The sequence below is a fragment of the Burkholderia sola genome (assembly GCF_905400185.1).
Lineage (GTDB): Bacteria > Pseudomonadota > Gammaproteobacteria > Burkholderiales > Burkholderiaceae > Burkholderia > Burkholderia sola.
Window position 1 is genome coordinate 1,108,175 of sequence record NZ_FR989677.1, and the last position, 19,576, is coordinate 1,127,750.

Here is a 19,576-nt window from a genome sequence, read left to right on the forward strand (position 1 = left end):
CTTGATCAGAATGGGTTGGATATCGAACGTTGCTGCGACAGCCGCCTGCGCAGCCATGCCTGGGAAGCCTGTTGGTCTTCGAGTTTGCGATCGCGTGCGCGCTTCTCGAGTTCGAGCGCGCCAAGCTTCCTGCTGCGAACCCGATCGATCTGCTCGTACCGCAGGCGTGCGCGGCACAAATCCGCGCGCAGGCCCGCGACCAATGCCTCGTGCTTTGCCAATTGATGCTGGTGCAGATGAATCAGATTGGCGAGCGCGGAGCGATAGCGCGCGCCGTTCATTGCGTGCTCGGGATGTACGTGCGTACCGGTGTCGACGCTTTGCATCAGCAAAGTCATTTGCGAAATATGATGGCGATAGCGAGCGCCTTCCGCGTCGCGCGCGGCGACATCGATTTCCAGCCGATCCACTTCCTTCGCGCGCATCGCGACGAGTTGCGTGAGTCCCGCAACGACATGTCGGGCGTTCATGCGGCAATCTCCGCCAGAATATCCAGCGTCGCCTGGCGCGGCGCGACCTCGTCCTGTGCCTGACACAGGAAGGCTTCGATCCGGTCGTGCATCTTCACCGCGTGATCGGTAACGAGATCCGCGCCGGCCACGTAGCCGCCCAGCGGGATCAGATCGCGAACATTGGCGTAGCGCGACATCATTTGCTTCACCTTGCGTACCGCGTCGATCTGCTCGCGCGGCGCCACGAGTGACATGCAGCGGCTGACCGAGCGCAGCACGTCGATCGCCGGGTAATGCCCCTGGGAGGCGAGATCGCGCGACAGCATGATGTGGCCATCGAGAATCGCACGCGCCGTGTCGACCACCGGGTCCTGTTCGTCGTCGCCTTCAGCCAACACGGTGTAGATGGCACTCATGCTGCCAACACCTTCGCCGTTGCCCGCGCGCTCCACCAGGCGTGGCAACATGCCGAACACCGAGGGCGGATAGCCGCGCGTGGCCGGCGGCTCGCCCAGCGCCAGCGCGATTTCCCGCTGCGCCATCGCGTAACGGGTGAGGGAATCGATCATCAGCAGCACATCGTTGCCGGCATCGCGAAAGTGTGTGGCAATGGCGTGGCACAGCTCGGTCGCCATCAAACGCATCAGCGGGGATTCATCCGCCGGCGCGACCACGACGATGGCTTTGGACAAGCCTTCGGGGCCAAGCGAGTGCTCGATAAACTCTCGCACCTCGCGGCCACGCTCGCCGATCATGCCAACCACCACCACATCGGCCGCGGCCTGGCGCGCGATCATGCCGAGTAGCACGCTCTTGCCAACGCCACTGCCCGCAAAAAGGCCAACGCGCTGCCCGCGGCCCAACGTCAGCATGCCGTCGATCGCGCGCACGCCTACGTCCATCACACCCTCCACCGGCTGCTTGCGCAGCGGGTTCACGCGCGGGGGAGCCAGATCGAGTACGGCGTCGCCGATGAGCGGACCACGGTCGTCGATCGGTTCACCGAGACCATCGACGATACGGCCACGCCATGCCGGGCCGATCGACAGCGTGCGCGCACCTTCATCGCCAAACACGCGCGCGCCCGCGGCCAAACCCTCTGCGGGCCTGAAGGGCATCAAATACGACACGCCTTCCCGAAAGCCGACCACGCGCGCATCGAGCCAGTCGTTCGATGCGGTTTCGATCCGTGCGAGCTGACCGGTTTCGAATGCATAGCCGGTCACTTCAAGCAGGAGGCCCGAGACGGCGGACAAGCGTCCTACCGGCCTTGCGACGGGCACATCGCCAAGGTCGAGCTTGCCGAGTACGGAATGGTTCATGCCGGCACTCCGTCCGCCTCCTCGGCATGGGCATGCGCGAGCTGTGAGGTAATCCGTTCGATGCAGGCGACAAGGCGCTGACCACAGCCCGCGTCCATTTCGATGTCATCGGCCCGCACGCGGCATTCGCCAGGCTCGAGACGGTCGTCCGGCACCAGTTGCCAGCCCTGCACTCGATCGGGTGCCGCTTCGGCCAGGCGCGCGTAATCGGCCGGGTTCAGCCGCACGCTGACGGATTCGGGCGGTTTGGTCAGCGTGCCGACGGCTTCATCCACAAACGCGAGAATCCGCTCGGGACGGGTTTCGAGCTCCGCACGCACGACCTGTCGGGCAACGTCGCCAACGAGCTCAGCCACTTCGCTGCGCACCTTGGCTCGATAAGCTTGCTGCACGCACTGGAAGCCACGAACCAGCGCGTCGACCGGTGCTACCAGCGCATCGAACCTGGAACGCACGTCGCGGCGTGCGCCTTCGGCGCCGACTCGTTCGCCGGCGACAAAGCCCTCCTCGTAACCCGCTTGCCGAGCTTCTTCAAGCAATTCCGCGGCCGGAGGGACATGCAGTTGCTCGGAGATCAGATCCACCTCGTCGGGCGCCGTGAATCCGCCAGGCTGCTCGCTTGCCGCGCGAATGCGCGCCAGCGAGGGAAATGCATAGCGTCGGTACGTCCTCATCGAAGTGCTTCCTCCGCCACGAGCCGAAGTTCGATGTCGCCGTCGTCGGCCAGTCTTCGTATGATGTCCATGATTTCGCGGCGCGCCGACTCGACTTTGCTGGGGAGTGCGGGCTCCGCCCGGCGCAACATCTCCTCGAAGGCCTGCACCGCGCGCCGCGGCATCGAGCGCAACAATGCGTCGCGCACGGCTGGGTCGGCGCCCTTAAGCGCCACGCCCCACAGCGCCGTGTCGACATGTTCGAGAATGACGGAGATCACCTCATCATCCTGGTTCGCGATCACCGCGAAATCGTAGATGAGCTCTTCCACCGCCGCGACCAACTCCGGATCCCGAGCACGCAGAATTTCCACCATGTGGGTGCGGTCGCCCGGCATACGGTTGATGATGTCGGCGGCCTGCCGCACACCTTCGACGGCCGTGCTTTGTGTGCCAAGGTTGGCGATGCAACAGTCGACCACGTCTTCCAGGTCCCGCAGCAGGTCATGATCGATCTCGGTCAGACGCGCGATATCGAGCAGCACCTGCTCGCGCCGCGCTTCGGGCAGCGCCTGAATCACGCGGCTCGCCTGCTCCGGCGGCAAGAAGACGAGGAACATGGCTTGCATGCGCACGTGCTCGTCGCGCAGGCGATCGGCAAGCCATTGCGGCTGCGCCCACTGCAGGCGCGCCATTTTCGGGCCGATCGCGTCGCCGTAAATCTTGTTGAGCACGCTGTTGGCCACCACACCGCCGAGCGCCATCTCCAGCGAGCGTTGCAAGAACGAGCGCGAAGCACCCCGTACGCCACTCTGCTCGCGAAAATTCGTGAAGAAGTGCTCGATGGTGTTCTGCACAGCCTCCACCTTGACGCCCTGCATGCGTGACATGGCGAGTGTCACGTCCAGCAACTCCTCGCGCGAAAGGCATCGCAGCACGCCCGCCGCAGCTTCCTCACCGATGCTGAGCAGGATGATGGCAGCACGCTCCACCGCGGCAAGATTCTGGGTTGGCAGGCCTGCCGTTACGGCGGTGTCCGCGGTCGCAGGTACGTCAGTTGGTGTGCTCATCGTCTCGAATCCAGGGTTTGATGACTTCGGCGACGCGCTCAGGGTCCTGAGCGGCCAGATGCTTCAGGTGTGCGATCAGCACGTCGGCACCGGAGCCAATCGGCGGGAGATTCGCGTCGGCCAGCAGCAGCGGCTGCGTGTCGGCTTCGGCGGCTGCCGCAAGCGCCGGGGTTTCCGAACCGCCGGATACGGCGTGGGCGCCCTGCGACTGCGGATCGCGCCCGCCGTTGGCCCAAATGCGAAGCACCTTAAGCAGCGGGCGGAAGATGAATACGAACCCGAGTAGCGTACCCAATGCCCACGCTGCCCAAGTACCGATCGTCACGATGTTGTCGGGCTGTTTCCACCACGGCTGCGATACGGTCACCGGCGTGCCGCGGAAGTCCAGCGACGACACCGTCAGTGCATCTGCACGGTCGGCATCGATGCCCAAGCCGTTGCGCAGGATTGTGTCCACCTGCGCAAGTTGCGCTGGCACCCATGCCTTTCCACCGCCGGGCGCGGCGGCGTTGTTCAGAACCACCGCCACGTTCAGGCGCTTCACGCGCACGGGACTGCGCTTGATCTGTACGACATTGCGGTCGTAAGCGTATTGGCGTGTCTGCGCGTTCTTGGCCGAGTGCGGCGCTTCGGGCATGCTGGCGGTCGACGGCGGTGCCGGCCGGTTCGACAACGAACCCGGTACACCCAACGCTGCCTGACCGATGTCCTTCTCGTCGCGAATCGCTTCCTGTGTAATCTTCGGGGCCTCGCCGTATTGTTCGCGGGTCTCTTCCACGCGATCGTGGTCCAGCTCGACGGCAACGCTCGCGCGAAAGTTGCCGTCACCCAACGCAGGCGTGAGCAACTCGCGAATATTGCGCAATACCTGTTCACGCATTTGCGCGCCCAACTCGCTGTCGAGTGTGGAATTTCCCAGTACCGGATCGATCTGCGCGGACAGGTGATTGCCGGCCTGGTCTATCACCGTCACGCGGGCCGGGTCGAGGTTCGCCACGCTGCCCGCAACCAGCGCGACGATCGCGGCAATCTGCTCCTTGCTCAGCTTGCGGTTGGGCTTGAGCGTGAGCACCACCGACGCCGAACTCTTGTCGCCATCGGCCAGAATGAACGACGCCGATTTGGCGATCGACAGATGCACACGAGCCGACGACACCGGCTCGAGCGCCATCACGCTCTGCGTCAGTTCGCCTTCGAGGCCACGCCGAAACCGGACGTCCTGCACGAACTGACTGACGCCCAGCGGATCGCTCTTGTCCACCTGCTCCAGCCCCTCCGGCAATTTGGCTACCACACCCTTGGCGGCCAGCATCATGCGCGCGGCGCCGAGCTTCTGCTCCGGCACCAGCACCTGGCCACTGTCCGGGTGGATACGGTACGGAATGCCGTCGGCGTCCAGCGCGGCCATCATGTCGGCGGCGACCACGGCTTCCTGGGAGCCAAAAAGCGGTTTGTAGCGCGAGTCCTGACGATGCATCAGCATCATGGTCAGCGCCGCTAGGCTAATCGCCAGGATGACGATGGGCGCCAGTTTGGACAGCGCCGCGGGGGACGGCAATCGGAAATGGCCGGGAGGCGCGAAGCGCGCAATCTGAGCCTTGACTTGAGCAAGCACGTTTGCGGTCCTCATCAAACCTGCATCTTGATGATGTCGTCAAAAGCACTCATGACCTTGTTACGCACCTGGACCATTGTGGAGAACGACAGGCTTGCCTGCTGGCTGGCAAGCATGGCGCCCACGAGGTCATCGCTGGCGCCTGTTTCCACGGCGGTGACGAGATCGTCGGCGTGATGTTGTTGCGCATCCGTGCCACGCACGGCCTGTTTGAGTAAATCGGCGAAGCCACCCGCGATGTCGGCGGAGGCGGCTTCGGTTTTCGGGTCATCGTTTTTTTGGATGACGGATTGGCGAATCGAATCGAGCATCGCGCTCGAGAGGTCGACAGTCATGGCGGCTCCAGATTGGCTATGGCACGGATTCTGGGACGTCATCCGTCGTAGAACGAGAATGTTCAACGAAACATTGATTGGCCCGCTAACGGCGGCCTGTCACTGCTGCTCGTGCTCGGTCGGGCAGAGAACGACCATACGGCAAATGAGCCGGTAAAAAATGGAGGAGCATGGTTCGGGGCGGCCCCGCTCCCGAGCGCCCCTGGCGTCGCGCTACATCGCGAACCGGCAGCCACGCGCGGGCGCGGCAGTCATCGCCACCGTCGCAGGTCGGGTTACGCCGACCGTTTCCAGCGATCCAACACCTCGCGCCTTCGACGAGACGCGTGGCAGGATCAGCTCGAACACGGTGCCGCTCCCTGGCGCACTGTGCACGGCAACCGTGCCGCCGTGTCTTTCGATCACGGCCTTGACGAAAGGCAACCCCAATCCGACGCTGGCGCTGCCATCGGCCTTGCGCTCGGCCTGGAAGAACGGCTCGAACAGGCGACGGACCGTGTCGTCGGTCATGCCGACGCCGCTGTCAGCCACCGTCAGTACCAGTGCGCCGTCGCCAGCCGAGCCGATGGTGAGCGACACTACGGCACCAGGCGGCGAATACTTGATCGCGTTGTCCAGCACGTTGACGACCGCACGCATGAGCATGTCTCCATTTCCGCTGACGAGGGTGTCTTCGACCAGGAATGCCGGTTCGCGCAACACGACGCCCTTTTGCTCGGCGGCGAGCCAGTTCTGGTCGATCGCCTCTTCGGCCACCTCGCTCAACGCCACCGGTTCGAATTCGGTCCGATCGAGTCGTTCGGCACGGCTCAACTGCATGAAGTCCTTCGCAATACGTAACGAGTATGAAGCCTGCTGCCGTAGATCGCTCAGGAAGGCGCGATCCGACTCCCCGTCCGGATTGCCGCCAACGGACGCGCCCCGGCGATCGATCAACGACAGGATGGCCGTCAGTGGGCTGCGCAGATCATGGGCGATATGACGCAACATCCACTTGTCGTGCGAGACAAATCCCTTCAGATCGCAAAGGTCGATCAGACAAACCAGGTGGGACATCTGCGTGTCGCCGTCGGAAGAAGTATCCCCGCTCAGCCCACTCGACAGCCGTTCGCACATCAGCATGTAGGTGCGACCGCCCCATTCGATTTCACGACTGGCGTCTCCGCCCTTGCATACGCTCTCGGCCACGAGCCGCTCGACTTGCATGAATGGCAATCGAGCGTCGGTCAGCTCACCTGCGGAGTCCTCGCGCATTAAAGTGGCAGCCTTCGCGTTCCACACGGCAACGTGGCCGCCCATCGTGAGAAAGACTGGATACGGAAACCGGTTGACCATGTCGACGTAGAGCTTTTGCCAGCCGCGTACCTGCAGCAACGCTGCCTTGATGCCGACCAGTTCGTCGGACCGCCCGGACGGTGCAGCGACCGCGGCAGCACCCTCTCGCGGATGGATCGCGGCGGCGATCGCTCCCCATTCGCGCAATTCGCCCCGCAACATCGAGAGCATGCGAGCATGTCGCTCCCACGCAAAAAAGCCGTAGATCAGCAGGCAAACAACCGGAAGCAGCCCCAGCGGCAACCAGATATGGAATACCAGCATTCCCAGTGGAACGGCGAAGATCAGCGCGCCCCAGCCGAGCGCCGCCAGATGCACCGCCCGACCGGGCACAAACACGCAGATCAGCACGACGCCGAACGCGAGGATCAGATAGATCGACACCCCGACGGCGGCGGGCGCTTCACGCGCGAGATTGCCTGAGGCCACGGCGTCGGCGATGAGCGCGTCGAGTTGTGAGCGCGTAACCTCGTGCGAGTTGAGCGACGAGATCTGGAACATCCCTCCGGCGCCCCACGCGTGACTACCGACGAATACCACCTTCCCATCGAACGCATCCGCAGGTACGCGTTGCTGCAGCACATCAATATCCGAATACTGCGTGAGGTGCATCGATGCCGGCAGCATTGTCATCACCGCCGGCGTGCGTGCGGCCCCGATCGACTGCGCGTATGGCCTGACGAAATCGACGACCGGCAACGGCGGCTCGATGCCCGCCACCCGCAGCGCATCGAGTGCAACGTGTGCATAACGGACGCCCGCGGACAGACGGTAAGGTACGAAACCACTCACCACACCGTAGTGGCCCATCGTAACGATGCGCTGGCTGCGCGCGGCAGCAAGCGAACTGAGTGCCGGCGGCAGCAGGCTTGAACAGCCTCCTGCGTGCCCGGCGAGGCCTGGCTCGACCAACACGGTATGCGAACATGATCGCATGCCGGCGCGCAGACTCGAATAATCGAACCCGGGCCACAGCGGCAAATCGAGCGTGACGCTGCGCGCCTTCCCAAGGGCGCCGAGCAATTGCGCCAAATACGCGTCCATGCCATGCGGGTCCAGTTGCGCGACCGCCCCTTCGTCGATGTTGACCACCACCACCTGTCGCGTCGACCGATGCGCAACCACCTGCGCCATCATATCGAACAGCACACGATCAAGCGCGCCCGACACCACGCCGCTGCCGGGGTTGCCGCTCAACGTAGCCAGCGCCAGCATCGCAAGGACGACAAGGCCGCGCAAGGGGCCAATCGCCATCAAGCGGGAAATGAGTGCGCGCATAGATCCACCAGCTTGCTGCAAGCTCAATCCAGGTCGTTGTCGGCGCCATCCGCCAACCGCTCGAGGCGATACCCGTAGCGATACACGCTCGAAATCCTGAGCCCGTTCGAACGCAGGCGAAGACCGTTTCGCACCCGCGTGATATAGGTCGCCAACGTGCCGACATTCGACGAATCCGCCGCACCCCAAACTTGCTTGAGCAGCACATCGCGACTCACCACGCGTCCGGCGTGCGCGAATAGGTACAGCGCAATGGAAAACTCGCGCTCAGGCAGCGAGACTTGCTCGCCGTCGGGCAACGTCGCCGTGCGCATGGTCTCGTCGAGTACGAATCCGGAAAATCTGATTTGCTGATTGCGCTGGACCCCCGGGTACCATTTGCGCAACTGGGCGATAACGCGCGCAATCAACATTCGCTCGCTGATAGGCTTGACCAGATAGTCATCCGCCCCGCAGCTCAAGCCGTGCAGGATATCGCGCTCGTCGTCATGCTGAGTGAGCAACACGATGGGAATCAGATAGTCGACCCGCTTGCGCATGTCTATCAGCACGTCGATGCCGGTCATGCCGGGCACATCCCAATCGAGTAGAAGCATATCGACCTTCTCTTGGCCGATGCGGTCGATAAAGCGACTGCCGTCGTGCTCGACAATAGCGTCGTAGCCCGCGGCCTCGAGCCAGTGCCGAACGGTTCTCGCATGTGCGACGTTGTCTTCCAGGAGCGCAATGCGCGGCTTTTTTGCATCGGCGGGTGTGACTGTCGACATGATTGCGAGACTGATGAGGATTTTGGGAGGCACCCACTGACTTATCCCGTCAATACGCGATCGACCGGAATTCGTGGAGCCCACGGTTAAGCAGCGGAGTTCCCTCCGCAAGGATAGACAGAATGCACATACGAATTGCGGCGTCCTTGATGCGAAAAAATATCGCGAGGCCGCAAACATTTCGGCGGAGCCGAAATCGCTCGGCACTGCGTCAGTAACCCGCAGATGCACAGGGTGCGAGAAAGGCCCTGAGATTGAAGATCAGGCGTCAGTCAAACCGAACTCGTACGTTTCTCAACACGCGTCATGCGCAACGCTCGTCACTGCCGGCGAATCGCCAGCAACCTAACGGACGGGCAACCCAAGTTCGAACCGGCGTCAAGAGAAATGCCAAGCCTGAAGTTTGCACGGCGAGACCTGAATCTCAAACAGCTCCGTTTGGACCTGCGATACAGATCCCAATGTAGAGCTAAAGTGTGAGCGAAATCCGCCGTGCCCAATATCAGACAACTCTTATTTTCCGGAGTCGCCCCATTACACGGGCTGGATCAATAGCATGTCGCCACGCGCGGAAACGCCAGCACAGCAGTATTCACTGGCGCTATTGCAGCGACTCATAGCGCCACCGCTCGGCACCGCTCAAATGGCAAGCCTTCCTCCGCCAGCGGAGAAGCAATCTCGACGTTCGCACGTCCGCCGCGCCGCATCTCCCGCTTGGCCGACTCGATTCGATTTAACGTCTGTGGATCGCCTGCCGTCTTGAACAGGCGTCGCCTCCTGACAAGTGGGCAGCGACAAACAAATACCCCAAAACCTAGTCTAGACTTAAGGATTACATACCATGCTGAGCCTGCACACCAACGCCGCCGCCATGAACATCAAGAAGGCCATCGGCAACACGAGCAGCTGCCTGAACACCACGATGACCCGCTTGGGCACCGGCTTGCGCATCAACTCCGCCAAGGACGACGCCGCCGGCCTGCAGATCGCCGTGCGCCTGCAAGCGCAAACCCGCGGCATGGGCATGGCCATGCAGAACACGCAAAATGCATCGTCGCTGCTCCAAACTGCGGACGGCGCGATGAAGGAAGTCACCAACATTCTGTACCGCATGAAGGATCTGGCCACGCAGGCCGCGGACGGATCGTCCTCGGCAAACGAAAAGTCTGCCATGCAGGCCGAGTACGATGCGCTGGGCAAGGAACTGTCGAACATCATGAAGAACACGTCGTACGGCGGCGCCAAGCTGATGCAGAAGGAAGTCAAAAATGCAGACGACACGGTAGCGAGCGAGGGCGGTCGCCTGACCAAGGAAATCACTTTCCAGATCGGCGCCACCAAGGACGAAACGATGACCGTCGATTTCTCCAAGCACGTCACAAACGCGGACACCAAGTTCGAGGGCCTGTCGGCAACTTACAAGGGCCCGGCAGAAGGCACGCCTGAAGTGGCCGGCGAGGAGCTGACTAAAAGCGCCAACGCGACGATCGATCTGATCAACAACGTACTCGACGACGTGGGCGCGCTGCGCTCGGCCATCGGTGCGGCAGAAAACCGCCTCGAGCACACCCACAACAACCTGGCCAACATGTCGACGAACACGGCTGACGCCGAAGGCCGCATCATGGACGCCGACATGGCATCGGAATCCGCCAAGATGAGCTCGCAGCAAGTACTGCTGCAAGCCAGCATGTCCATGCTCAAGCAAACCAGCAGCATGAACCAGATGGTCTTGTCGCTGCTCCAGTAAGCATTGCCTCGCGATTCACTGGAGTCCAAAACCGGCCCGCCACGAGCGGGTCGTTTTTTTTGGGGTGTTCAAACTCTGTTCAACATTCTCCGCTCCATGCAGCACGCTGCCGACAATGGCGCCCACTCTTCTTCAAAACGACCCCTTGACCGTGTCAGCATCTCCCTCCCACTCCCGCAGCAGTCGAGTCGCATCTCCGGTGGTGCTTGATCCGTGCACGCTGGGGCGTCCATACCATTTGCTCGAGGATGTGCTGCAAGATATCAAGCGCAGAATCGACCACTCCCTTCATGAACGGTTCAATCTGCGCCGTGGCACGCGCTTCGTCGCCACCGAGCTCTCTGTCGCCGCGATGCGGTCGCGCAATGCAGCCGTCTGGCGCACCTACGCATGCAACCATGGACAGATTTCAGTGCGCTGCGACCGCACGCTACTGCTGGCGCTGCTGGCCTGTCATTACGGCACTTCGCTGGACGAAGCCGTGCCGAACGCCCCAGCGCCCGTGCCGGAAACCGGGGCGGAACGGCGTTTCGCGGCACAACAACACACCGCGCTGCTAGCCGCGTTTGCTTCGGCGATGCTCGGCGACCAGGCAGAGCCCTTTTTGCCAAGCGGGGACGTCCTGCCCGGCCCGGGCGTCCGCGTCCTGCGCATGACCATCTCGGACCCCTTGCGCAACGTCGGTGGCGACGTCGAATTCGCATTGGACGACAGGTGGGTCGACCACTTGTTTGCACGCCTCGATGCTCAGCACGTGCGTCCTGCACCCGATAGTGCTCCGGCCAACGTGTGCATCCCCGTCACGATGTCGGTGCACGTGCTGTCCAAGGACATGCGCCTCGACGAACTGCTTCGCATGAGGCCAGGCGACGTCCTGCCCGTTCGCTTGCCCGATACCGTCGACGTGCTCGTCGACAACGTCCGCCTCTACCGCGCGGCCTTGGCCGAACACCAAGGCGCGCTGTGGATTACTTCTTTCGAACCCGTGGAGTAACCCCCAACATGACCTCGACCACCGACCTCGATCTCTCCGCGTTGGGCGATCTGGATCTGGGCGACGATCCCCAATCCATCGCCGAACCAGCTTCGCCGCGCGACTCGATGCGTATGCTGCGCCGCATTCCCGTGCGCTTGACGCTGGAGGTGGGGGAGGCCACCGTACCGCTAGCCGATCTGCTGTCGTACGAAACCGGCTCCACGGTGGAGCTCAATCGCCTTGCCGGCGAACCCCTCATCATCAAGGTAAATGGTACGCCGGTGGGCTTTGGCGAAGTCGTCGTCTCGGGAGAACACTACGGGCTACGCATCATCGAACTCGACGACCTCAACTCGCTGGCGACATGAAGAATCGCGACCTCCTGCCCCACCTGGGTCTGGCGTTAGCCGTTTTCGCAGTGCCCGCACTCGTGCAAGCCGACACGCTGACGCTCGCATCCGATGCCGTCGGCGGCCAAGGCTTCACGGTCAAAACTCAGATCCTCGTTCTGATGACGCTGCTCGGGCTACTGCCCGCGCTGCTGATGACGATGACGAGCTTCCTGCGCTATGTGATCGTGCTGTCGCTGATCAAGCAGGCGCTAGGCCTGCAGCAAGGATTGCCGGGACGCATCGTGACGGGTGTCGCGCTGGTGCTCACCATGCTTACGATGCGCCCGGTCGGCGAGGAAATCTGGCAAAAGGCCTTCGTGCCATACGACCAGGGCAAGATCAGCATGCAGGCCGCGCTCGCGACATCGGAACAACCGCTGGGGCGCTATATGCTTGCGCAGACGAACAAGGCCACGCTTGCGCAGATGGCCAAACTCTCCGGCACCGAAAAAATCACGGACCCGGGGAAGCAGCCGTTCCTGGTTAAATTGTCGGCGTTCGTGCTGAGCGAACTGAAGACTGCGTTCCAGATGGGCGCCATGCTGTTCATCCCGTTCCTGATCGTCGACATCATTGTCGCGTCCGTGCTGATGGCAATGGGCATGATGATGCTGTCGCCACTCGTCATCTCGCTGCCGCTGAAGCTGCTCTTGTTCGTACTGGTGGACGGATGGTCACTTACCGTCAACACCCTCATTACCAGCGTGAAGGCCTACTGATGCTGACTCCCGATCTGGCTGCCAGCTTCGCCGTCGACGCGTTGCGCCTGGTGCTCGGCATCATCCTCGTGCTGATTACACCAGGCCTGATCACGGGTGTGCTGGTGGCCATATTCCAGGCCGCGACACAAATCAATGAGCAGACGATGAGCTTTCTTCCGCGCCTGATCACGACGCTGATCGCACTCGCGCTGGCTGGCCCGTGGATGACCGGCCGCGTCATGCATTACACGGTTGAGATCTTCAGCCGCGCCGCGCAACTGACCGGGTGACTCGGCAATGGAAATTGTCCTTGCCCAGCTCCTGCCGCTCGCGAACACGATCTTCTGGCCTTTCTGCCGAATCGCTGCCGCGTTGGCCGCGTCGCCGATCCTGGGTGACGCGATGGTCCCTGTGCGCATTCGCCTGCTGATCGCCCTCATCCTCGCATTAGCCATACAGCCCGGTATTCCGGCGATGCCCGTGATCGACCTGCTGCAGCTCGAAGGTGTGGCTGCCGTGGCCGAACAGGTCCTGATAGGCGGCCTGCTCGGCTTCGTGTTCCATCTCGTGCTGGGCGCGCTGCAGATTTTCGGTACCGTCGCGTCGTCGCAATTGGGCCTGTCCATGGCGCAGATCAACGACCCGATGAATGGTCAGATGGCCGACGTACTCACCAACGTCATGTACGTGGTGTTCATCCTGCTGTTCTTCGCCGTTGACGGCCACCTGATCCTGACGGCTGTCATCGCGCGCAGCTTTGCAGTCTGGCCGGTCGGTCGTTTTGCCTTCGACCTCGACGCGCTCAAGCATCTCGCATTCGCAGTAGGCTGGGTGTTCTCCGCCGCCGTGGCATTGGCGCTTCCGGTGATGTTCGCTACGCTGGTCGTACAAGTCGGCCTGGGCCTCCTCAATCGCGTAGCACCCGCACTGAATCTTTTCGCGTTGGGCTTTTCGATCACTACCATGTTCGGGCTGTTACTGCTGACGCTGCTATTGCCGTCACTGCCGGATCACTACGGTCGCATGGTGGAACACGTTCTGGAACTCTACGATCGACTCGCGACGCGGCCCATCGGCAACGGGGGAATGTAATGAGCGAGCAACAAACCGGCGACAAGACCGAAAAGGCCACCCCGCAGAAACTGCGCAAAGCCAGAATGGAAGGCCAGGTCGCACGTTCGCGAGATATCGGTACGTGTGTGGGAATTCTGATTGCTCTCAAGCTCATCGTCGTACTAACCCCGGCGTGGCTGGTCGAACTCAAGCACATTTTCGCGCTGTCGTTTGCAGACCTTTCCGGCGACGACAGGATCGGCAATGCGGCGTCGATGCTATTTCCCGCAGCGGTGCTGCTACTGTGCAAGATGCTTGCCCCGCTGGCCGCGGTGCCCGCCGGCATCATCATCGCGTCGTTGGTACCGGGCGGCTGGACCCTAAGCCACAAGAACGTCATGCCGAAGCTGAACCGCTTGAATCCGCTTTCCGGGCTCAAGCGCCTGGTGTCCGGCAAGCATTACGTGCAGTTCGGCACGACCGTGCTCAAGGCCCTCGTATTGATGGCCACGCTCTTCATCGTCTGCCGCTCCAACTTGAGCGGCTTCGTCCGCTTGCAAGGCGCGCCGCTCGCCGATGCACTGACCGGTGGGGCAAACCTGTTCCTGACCTCCGCGCTCACGCTGACGTGCATCATCATCGTGTTCGCACTCGTCGACATACCGGTACAACAAATCATCTTCAAGCGCGGCCAGCGCATGAGCAAGCGTGACATCAAGGATGAAATGAAGCAGTCCGAAGGAAAACCCGAAATCAAGAGCCGCATCCGCCAAATCCAGCGCCAGCTCGCGCGCCAGGGAATCCGCAAGACCGTGCCAACCGCCGACGTGGTGGTGATGAACCCGACCCACTACGCAATCGCACTCAAGTACGACGTAACGCGCGCACAAGCGCCGTACGTCGTAGCCAAGGGAGTCGATGAGGTTGCGCTGTTCATTCGCGACGTCGCCCGAGGGCACAACGTCGAGGTGATCGAGCTGCCGCCGCTGGCGCGTGCGATCTACCACACCAGCCAGGTCAATCAGCAAATTCCGGCAGAGCTGTATCGCGCGGTAGCGCAGGTGTTGTCCTACGTTTTACAGATCAAGGCATTCCGCAGCGGCGGACGCGACGTTTCACCATCGCTGCCCACTGGCATCACCATTCCCGAACACTTGCAAAAGTCCCAATCCCGATGAACGTGATCGACCTGCTCAAGCGCCTGAAGTTTGCTGCGCCTCTCGCCCTGTTCACCATCCTGGCGATGGTAATCCTGCCGCTTCCGCCAGCCGCGTTGGACATCATGTTCACGTTCAACATCGTGCTGTCCATCGTGGTGGTCATGGTGGCCGTGACCGTGAAGCGACCGCTGGACTTCTCGGCCTTCCCGACCATTATCCTGGCTGCCACGCTGATGCGCCTGACATTGAACGTCGCATCCACACGCGTTGTTTTGCTCAATGGCTACACGGGCCCGAGCGCAGCCGGCCAAGTGATCGAATCGTTCGCCAATGTAGTGATCGGCAGCAACTTCGTGGTCGGGCTGGTCGTGTTCGTGATCCTGATGATCATCAACTTCGTCGTGGTCACCAAGGGTGCGGAGCGCATCTCGGAAGTGTCGGCGCGTTTCACCCTCGATGCGCTGCCCGGCAAGCAGATGGCCATCGACGCCGACCTGAACGCCGGTGTCATCACACAGGCACAAGCCCAGCAACGCCGCAAGGACGTTACGACCGAAGCCGACTTTTACGGCGCCATGGATGGCGCCTCGAAGTTCGTGCGCGGCGACGCCATCGCCGGCATTCTGATTCTCATCACGAACATGATCGGTGGCGTGATCATCGGCGTAATCATGCACGGCTTGCCTGCAGGCGAGGCATTCCATAAGTATGCGCTGCTGGCCATCGGGGACGGCCTGGTCGCGCAAATACCCGCCCTCCTGCTGTCCGCCGCCGCCGCGGTTATTGTCACGCGCATCGACGATGCACGCGACTTCGAGGAACAGGTCGGCCAGCAGTTGCTGGCTTCGCCGTTGGTGCTGTTCAGCGCCGCCGCACTGATGGCCGCGCTGGGCCTGATCCCGGGCATGCCGACATTGGTGTTTCTGTGCTTTGCAGCAGTACTCGGTTACGTCGGCTATCGGATGACGCAGCGTACTTCGCCCTCCGCAGCGGCCGAGACGGAAGAAACCGCCCGCGTCATGCAAGCCACGCTAGCGGCGCCCGGCAACGAATCGTTCGACTGGAGCAGCCTGCCGTATGTGGACGCGCTTTCGGTATCTCTCGGCTACAAGCTGGTGGAGATGTTGGATCGCACTCAAGGCGCGCCGCTGATGCGCCGCCTGCACGGCACGCGACAAACCCTATCCGAACAGCTCGGCTTCCTGCTACCACCCATCGGCGCGCGCGACGACATGAGCCTGCCCCCCTCCAGTTACACCATCATGCTCAATGGCACCACACTGGCTCAGGCCCAAGTGCAACCGGGAAAGCTGATGGCCATTCCGTCACCTACCGTCTACGGGGAATTGGATGGCACACCCGACATCGACCCTGCCTACGGCATGCCGGTCACGTGGATCGAGCCCGACCAGAAGGCCCAAGCACTCGGCCTCGGCTACCAGGTTGTCGATTGCGCGACGGTGATCGCGACGCATGCGGCCAAGCTAATTCGCGAAACGATCCCCGAGCTGTTCAGCTACGACAATGTGACCGCCATCATCGAACGCCTGACCGCCATTGCACCAGTACTGGCCGATGCGCTGGGAAAATGCCTCACGCACAGTCAGTTGCGCAAGGTATTCCGTACGTTGTTGGCCGAGAACGTGTCAATCATGGACATAGAAACTGTGTCCGCCACCCTGGTGGAGGCCGCAGAAACCACCAAGGACCCGCTACTGCTCGCAGCTGAAGTTCGCTGCGCACTGCGCCGCCAGATCGTGGCCGGACTTGGCGCCCAACACGAGGCGCTCAAAGGCTTCAGCCTGACGGTGGAACTCGAGAACATTCTGCTGAATGCGCTAAGTCTCGCGGAGCAATCGGGCACGCGTGTGCCGCTGGACAACTTCCCGGTCGAACCGAACGTACTCTCGCAGTTGCAGACCCATATGCCGGCGGTGGTCGAACAATTGAAACAAATGGGCGCCGCCCCGGTGCTGATCGTGGTGCCACGCATTCGCCCGATGCTCGCGCGGTACGCCAGACTGTTCTCACCTGATCTCACCGTCCTGTCGTACAACGAAGTTCCCGACAACAAGGAAGTCAGCATTGTCGGCACGCTTGGATGACGCCCTCGGCGAGAGCCCGGCTAAGAACCTGTGTAATCGCCAAATCGACGATACAGACGCTGATAGGGGGAATGGAAAACAACTTATGACAAGCTCCGATCATAACCGCATCCCAAGAGAACGGGGAGGACAAATGCGGCATCTGCCATGACCGCTAAGGTGACCTTTCCGGCTCTTCTATCCCAGCCTGTGATGGGCAATCGAGTTTCATTCGTTTGACCCAACCTCGTCACGCAGTTCATGTTAACCACCACCTGAAGGATTCGAAATTTTCATGTTTCTTCCGTTCCTGTTGTCGCTAGCATCCTTTGTCTCAATGATATACGGCACACGTCCACGCACTACGACCTATTTGTTCGTCGTCGCGCTGATCTCGACACTTTTTACATTCGCTCATCACGCGACAGATTCGCTCAACTTATTCCTCTAAATGACATCGCGATAATGGAAATGAAGATTCTCCGAAACGATAGCAACGAAAACGCGACGACGAAGAATACGCTAGATGTTCTTGCATTAATTGCGATTAGTGCAGCTCTGCTCATCGCATTCTATTATCAACTTGCATTCAATGAGTTACCCTGTCCACTTTGCTTACTGCAGCGCGTCGGATTGATCCTCGCCGGGATCGGATTCGCAATGAACGTCAGATACGGTGTACGTGGCACACATTATTGCTGCGTGCTCGTCAGCGCTGTCGCAACCGGCGTCATCGCAGGTCGTCAGGTACTGCTACACATCTCACCTGATTCAGGAGCGTATGGTTCAGCTCTGTTGGGCCTGCATTTCTACACATGGTGCTTTATCGCGTCGGTGTTGATCATTTTGTATGTTTCCTTGCTGCTTGCTGTCCGCCGCACAAGCCATACTGTGCAACCCGTGTCGATGAGTACCAGCGGACGAATCGCGATGGCAGTCTTCGGGCTGACGATCATCGCCAATCTCGTATCGACGTTACTCGAATGCGGTGGCGGTCAGTGCGCGAGCGATCCAGTCGTGTACGAACTGCTCGAACATTTCCGAAATAATTGAGCATTCCGAAAAGCGGGAAGTGTTTTTATGTGAAATGATAGTTTTTAAAAAAAATAGTCGTGCATGCGATACGCACGGCCAAGCACCTGAGGAACTCCGGCGCATCCATCAATTCGATCCCACGCATTTGAAATTGCGGTCAGTGACCCGCTCAAAGTATGTAAAGTGGCATCGACATCGATGCCACACATACCGGCCGTGCGGCGCGTTGCGGGAAGCCGGCAGGGCACTCGTGTGTCGGCTATACTGGACGAACGATCTCGCGAACCTCGACCATCGAGAGTTGGAGAATTCCTATGTCTTGGCCTGCTGCCGTCTCTGCCGATAGAATCCGCTCGACGGTACTTGCCGTGCTCGCCGAAGCAGACGATAGCACCCCTGCCGATGGCGCACTGTTTTGCCAGATCATAGCGGCCCCCGAGGGCCGACTCGCATGACACCCTTGCTGTTCGTGCCAGCCTCTTACCCGGACGAACTATTTGGATCTTGGCTCGCGCGGATCCGACTGCATAATGGTCCAATCGCATGGCGTGAATTCCTGGAAAACTCGGGGGTGCCAAGCGTGCGCCCGCGCTCCCTTGGCATCGCGCACATCAATTGCCAAACGTTGCATATTGCTACCGTCATCTCGTTCGACTACGTACTACGTGTCCGCAATGCCGACGCGCATTTCTATTGCCGCGCCTAGCTACTATCGAAGCCGCCCGAATTCGATGCCACTGCGGCGAAGATCTGACGCAAACCGCCCAGTATGTCGAGCCGACTGAAGTCATGCGGCGGCTCGTGGAAATCAGCGTCAGTGCCTTGAAAAATTGCACGTTCATCCATGATCGAGATCCCATTCGAGCATTTCTGTGGGATGCAATGCACCCGGCCGACTACGCGTCCACGCTCCAACGCGCATTCGGTGCGGATATGGGCGATAAAACCTCGAGTCTATTTCGCGGCATCGACGCTGCCGCGAGCGTGCAATTGCGCAACACGTTCCGCCATGCTCTGGCGCACGAGTGTTGCGCGCTGCTCGCTGCGCTCAATCTCGACCTCGACATGCTCCATGCGCAAGTAGCCAAAACGGCTGGAACGCCCGACTCTCGACCTGTCTCATTCTCCGAACGCATGACCGTCGAGCGCATCCGCGAACGGTTGATCGAAAAAGTGCGAGTCCGCCCGGGCTGCCGGCCGTCGCAATGTGGTCGAGAATATCGGTATTTGCGGCGATATGATGCGTCGTGGCTTGTCCGGCAAAAGTGTGACAGTCAGCACCGTCGTCAACCGATCTGGACTATGGCATTCACCGGTGGTCGATTGCTTCGCGACAATGCTTGTCGAACGTTACTATCTCGCATCGGCGGCTCAATCACCGTCGTCACTCATCAGGCCTTGAGAGGTTTGGCCCATTATGGGAAAAAATCTGCCTCATTGTCTGCTCCTAAATCGTCCGCCAAGCTCGCATAAAATCAACTCGCCAGGGCAGCCTTGCGTCGCAGCGCAACTCTAACGCTATCGTCGCAAAAATCCGTAACATGAAATCTTTGTCACTCTTGCGTTACAACCAAGCCTGGTGAACACGGTAGGCAGTC

Annotated in this window: 19 protein-coding genes; 11 read left to right on the forward strand and 8 right to left on the reverse strand. The window is 61.0% G+C overall.

The genetic code is table 11. The features are described 5' to 3' along the window. Window positions 1-5: 5 nt before the first annotated feature. From KR541_RS35040 to KR541_RS35075, 8 genes are all read right to left on the reverse strand, one after another. Window positions 6-470, reverse strand: coding sequence for a flagellar export protein FliJ (locus KR541_RS35040; RefSeq protein WP_050017757.1), 465 nt, complete (start codon window positions 468-470; stop codon window positions 6-8). After that, window positions 467-1,774, reverse strand: a complete 1,308-nt coding sequence (locus tag KR541_RS35045) for a FliI/YscN family ATPase (protein WP_050017758.1) — start codon at window positions 1,772-1,774, stop codon at window positions 467-469. The genes KR541_RS35040 and KR541_RS35045 overlap by 4 nt, the downstream gene beginning before the upstream one ends. Then, entirely contained in the window at window positions 1,771-2,448 is a 678-nt protein-coding gene (locus KR541_RS35050) for a FliH/SctL family protein (protein WP_050017759.1), read from the reverse strand. The genes KR541_RS35045 and KR541_RS35050 overlap by 4 nt, the downstream gene beginning before the upstream one ends. Further along, window positions 2,445-3,497 carry a flagellar motor switch protein FliG gene (locus KR541_RS35055; RefSeq protein WP_050017760.1) on the reverse strand — a complete coding sequence of 351 codons (1,053 nt, stop codon included), beginning with the start codon at window positions 3,495-3,497 and terminating at the stop codon, window positions 2,445-2,447. Before KR541_RS35055 ends, KR541_RS35050 begins: the two co-directional genes overlap by 4 nt. Further along, window positions 3,481-5,127, reverse strand: a complete 1,647-nt coding sequence (fliF, locus tag KR541_RS35060) for a flagellar basal-body MS-ring/collar protein FliF (RefSeq protein ID WP_080334393.1) — start codon at window positions 5,125-5,127, stop codon at window positions 3,481-3,483. The genes KR541_RS35055 and fliF overlap by 17 nt, the downstream gene beginning before the upstream one ends. Then, window positions 5,127-5,447: a flagellar hook-basal body complex protein FliE gene (fliE, locus tag KR541_RS35065; protein WP_050017761.1), complete on the reverse strand. Its 321-nt coding sequence runs from the start codon at window positions 5,445-5,447 to the stop codon at window positions 5,127-5,129. The genes fliF and fliE overlap by 1 nt, the downstream gene beginning before the upstream one ends. A gap of 213 nt (window positions 5,448-5,660) precedes the next feature. Next, the gene (locus KR541_RS35070) at window positions 5,661-8,060 is read right to left on the reverse strand and encodes a sensor histidine kinase (RefSeq protein WP_216090191.1); all 2,400 of its coding nucleotides are present in this window, start codon (window positions 8,058-8,060) and stop codon (window positions 5,661-5,663) included. 23 nt (window positions 8,061-8,083) lie between these two features. Beyond that, entirely contained in the window at window positions 8,084-8,827 is a 744-nt protein-coding gene (locus KR541_RS35075; RefSeq protein WP_216090192.1) for a response regulator transcription factor, read from the reverse strand. Between the two features lie 841 nt (window positions 8,828-9,668). On the opposite strand from KR541_RS35075, the gene KR541_RS35080 reads away from it, so the two are divergent. The 11 genes from KR541_RS35080 to KR541_RS35125 all read left to right on the forward strand — a co-directional run bounded on the left by KR541_RS35080 (window position 9,669) and on the right by KR541_RS35125 (window position 19,451). Continuing rightward, window positions 9,669-10,577: a flagellin N-terminal helical domain-containing protein gene (locus KR541_RS35080; RefSeq protein ID WP_050017763.1), complete on the forward strand. Its 909-nt coding sequence runs from the start codon at window positions 9,669-9,671 to the stop codon at window positions 10,575-10,577. A 199-nt stretch (window positions 10,578-10,776) separates the two neighbouring features. After that, the gene (locus KR541_RS35085; protein WP_060733589.1) at window positions 10,777-11,571 is read left to right on the forward strand and encodes a FliM/FliN family flagellar motor switch protein; all 795 of its coding nucleotides are present in this window, start codon (window positions 10,777-10,779) and stop codon (window positions 11,569-11,571) included. Between the two features lie 8 nt (window positions 11,572-11,579). After that, window positions 11,580-11,921 carry a flagellar motor switch protein FliN gene (gene fliN / locus KR541_RS35090; RefSeq protein WP_050017765.1) on the forward strand — a complete coding sequence of 114 codons (342 nt, stop codon included), beginning with the start codon at window positions 11,580-11,582 and terminating at the stop codon, window positions 11,919-11,921. After that, the gene (fliP, locus tag KR541_RS35095; RefSeq protein WP_050017766.1) at window positions 11,918-12,664 is read left to right on the forward strand and encodes a flagellar type III secretion system pore protein FliP; all 747 of its coding nucleotides are present in this window, start codon (window positions 11,918-11,920) and stop codon (window positions 12,662-12,664) included. Before fliN ends, fliP begins: the two co-directional genes overlap by 4 nt. Then, window positions 12,664-12,936 (forward strand): flagellar biosynthetic protein FliQ, encoded by a 273-nt coding sequence (locus KR541_RS35100; RefSeq protein WP_050017767.1) that lies wholly within the window; start codon window positions 12,664-12,666, stop codon window positions 12,934-12,936. Before fliP ends, KR541_RS35100 begins: the two co-directional genes overlap by 1 nt. Before the next feature lie 7 nt (window positions 12,937-12,943). Further along, window positions 12,944-13,738 (forward strand): flagellar biosynthetic protein FliR, encoded by a 795-nt coding sequence (fliR, locus tag KR541_RS35105; protein ID WP_050017768.1) that lies wholly within the window; start codon window positions 12,944-12,946, stop codon window positions 13,736-13,738. Further along, entirely contained in the window at window positions 13,738-14,877 is a 1,140-nt protein-coding gene (gene flhB / locus KR541_RS35110; RefSeq protein ID WP_050017769.1) for a flagellar type III secretion system protein FlhB, read from the forward strand. The genes fliR and flhB overlap by 1 nt, the downstream gene beginning before the upstream one ends. Beyond that, window positions 14,874-16,964, forward strand: a complete 2,091-nt coding sequence (locus tag KR541_RS35115) for a flagellar biosynthesis protein FlhA (protein ID WP_216090193.1) — start codon at window positions 14,874-14,876, stop codon at window positions 16,962-16,964. Before flhB ends, KR541_RS35115 begins: the two co-directional genes overlap by 4 nt. 274 nt (window positions 16,965-17,238) lie before the next feature. Then, the gene (locus KR541_RS37095; RefSeq protein ID WP_226233305.1) at window positions 17,239-17,394 is read left to right on the forward strand and encodes a DUF5993 family protein; all 156 of its coding nucleotides are present in this window, start codon (window positions 17,239-17,241) and stop codon (window positions 17,392-17,394) included. Window positions 17,395-17,414: 20 nt separating this feature from the next. Next, window positions 17,415-17,996, forward strand: a complete 582-nt coding sequence (locus KR541_RS35120) for a disulfide bond formation protein B (protein WP_050017771.1) — start codon at window positions 17,415-17,417, stop codon at window positions 17,994-17,996. Window positions 17,997-18,779: 783 nt separating this feature from the next. Next, window positions 18,780-19,451 carry a hypothetical protein gene (locus KR541_RS35125; protein ID WP_143328930.1) on the forward strand — a complete coding sequence of 224 codons (672 nt, stop codon included), beginning with the start codon at window positions 18,780-18,782 and terminating at the stop codon, window positions 19,449-19,451. The last annotated feature ends 125 nt before the right edge of the window (window positions 19,452-19,576 follow it).

What these genes read in the sequence shown, in the direction of transcription:
- KR541_RS35040 (WP_050017757.1), bottom strand. Translation starts at nt 470, where the DNA reads ATGAACGCCCGACATGTCGTTGCGGGACTCACGCAACTCGTCGCGATG.
- KR541_RS35045 (WP_050017758.1), bottom strand. Translation starts at nt 1,774, where the DNA reads ATGAACCATTCCGTACTCGGCAAGCTCGACCTTGGCGATGTGCCCGTC.
- KR541_RS35050 (WP_050017759.1), bottom strand. Translation starts at nt 2,448, where the DNA reads ATGAGGACGTACCGACGCTATGCATTTCCCTCGCTGGCGCGCATTCGC.
- KR541_RS35055 (WP_050017760.1), bottom strand. Translation starts at nt 3,497, where the DNA reads ATGAGCACACCAACTGACGTACCTGCGACCGCGGACACCGCCGTAACG.
- fliF (WP_080334393.1), bottom strand. Translation starts at nt 5,127, where the DNA reads ATGAGGACCGCAAACGTGCTTGCTCAAGTCAAGGCTCAGATTGCGCGC.
- fliE (WP_050017761.1), bottom strand. Translation starts at nt 5,447, where the DNA reads ATGACTGTCGACCTCTCGAGCGCGATGCTCGATTCGATTCGCCAATCC.
- KR541_RS35070 (WP_216090191.1), bottom strand. Translation starts at nt 8,060, where the DNA reads ATGCGCGCACTCATTTCCCGCTTGATGGCGATTGGCCCCTTGCGCGGC.
- KR541_RS35075 (WP_216090192.1), bottom strand. Translation starts at nt 8,827, where the DNA reads ATGTCGACAGTCACACCCGCCGATGCAAAAAAGCCGCGCATTGCGCTC.
- KR541_RS35080 (WP_050017763.1), top strand. Translation starts at nt 9,669, where the DNA reads ATGCTGAGCCTGCACACCAACGCCGCCGCCATGAACATCAAGAAGGCC.
- fliN (WP_050017765.1), top strand. Translation starts at nt 11,580, where the DNA reads ATGACCTCGACCACCGACCTCGATCTCTCCGCGTTGGGCGATCTGGAT.
- fliP (WP_050017766.1), top strand. Translation starts at nt 11,918, where the DNA reads ATGAAGAATCGCGACCTCCTGCCCCACCTGGGTCTGGCGTTAGCCGTT.
- KR541_RS35100 (WP_050017767.1), top strand. Translation starts at nt 12,664, where the DNA reads ATGCTGACTCCCGATCTGGCTGCCAGCTTCGCCGTCGACGCGTTGCGC.
- fliR (WP_050017768.1), top strand. Translation starts at nt 12,944, where the DNA reads ATGGAAATTGTCCTTGCCCAGCTCCTGCCGCTCGCGAACACGATCTTC.
- flhB (WP_050017769.1), top strand. Translation starts at nt 13,738, where the DNA reads ATGAGCGAGCAACAAACCGGCGACAAGACCGAAAAGGCCACCCCGCAG.
- KR541_RS35115 (WP_216090193.1), top strand. Translation starts at nt 14,874, where the DNA reads ATGAACGTGATCGACCTGCTCAAGCGCCTGAAGTTTGCTGCGCCTCTC.
- KR541_RS37095 (WP_226233305.1), top strand. Translation starts at nt 17,239, where the DNA reads ATGTTTCTTCCGTTCCTGTTGTCGCTAGCATCCTTTGTCTCAATGATA.
- KR541_RS35120 (WP_050017771.1), top strand. Translation starts at nt 17,415, where the DNA reads ATGAAGATTCTCCGAAACGATAGCAACGAAAACGCGACGACGAAGAAT.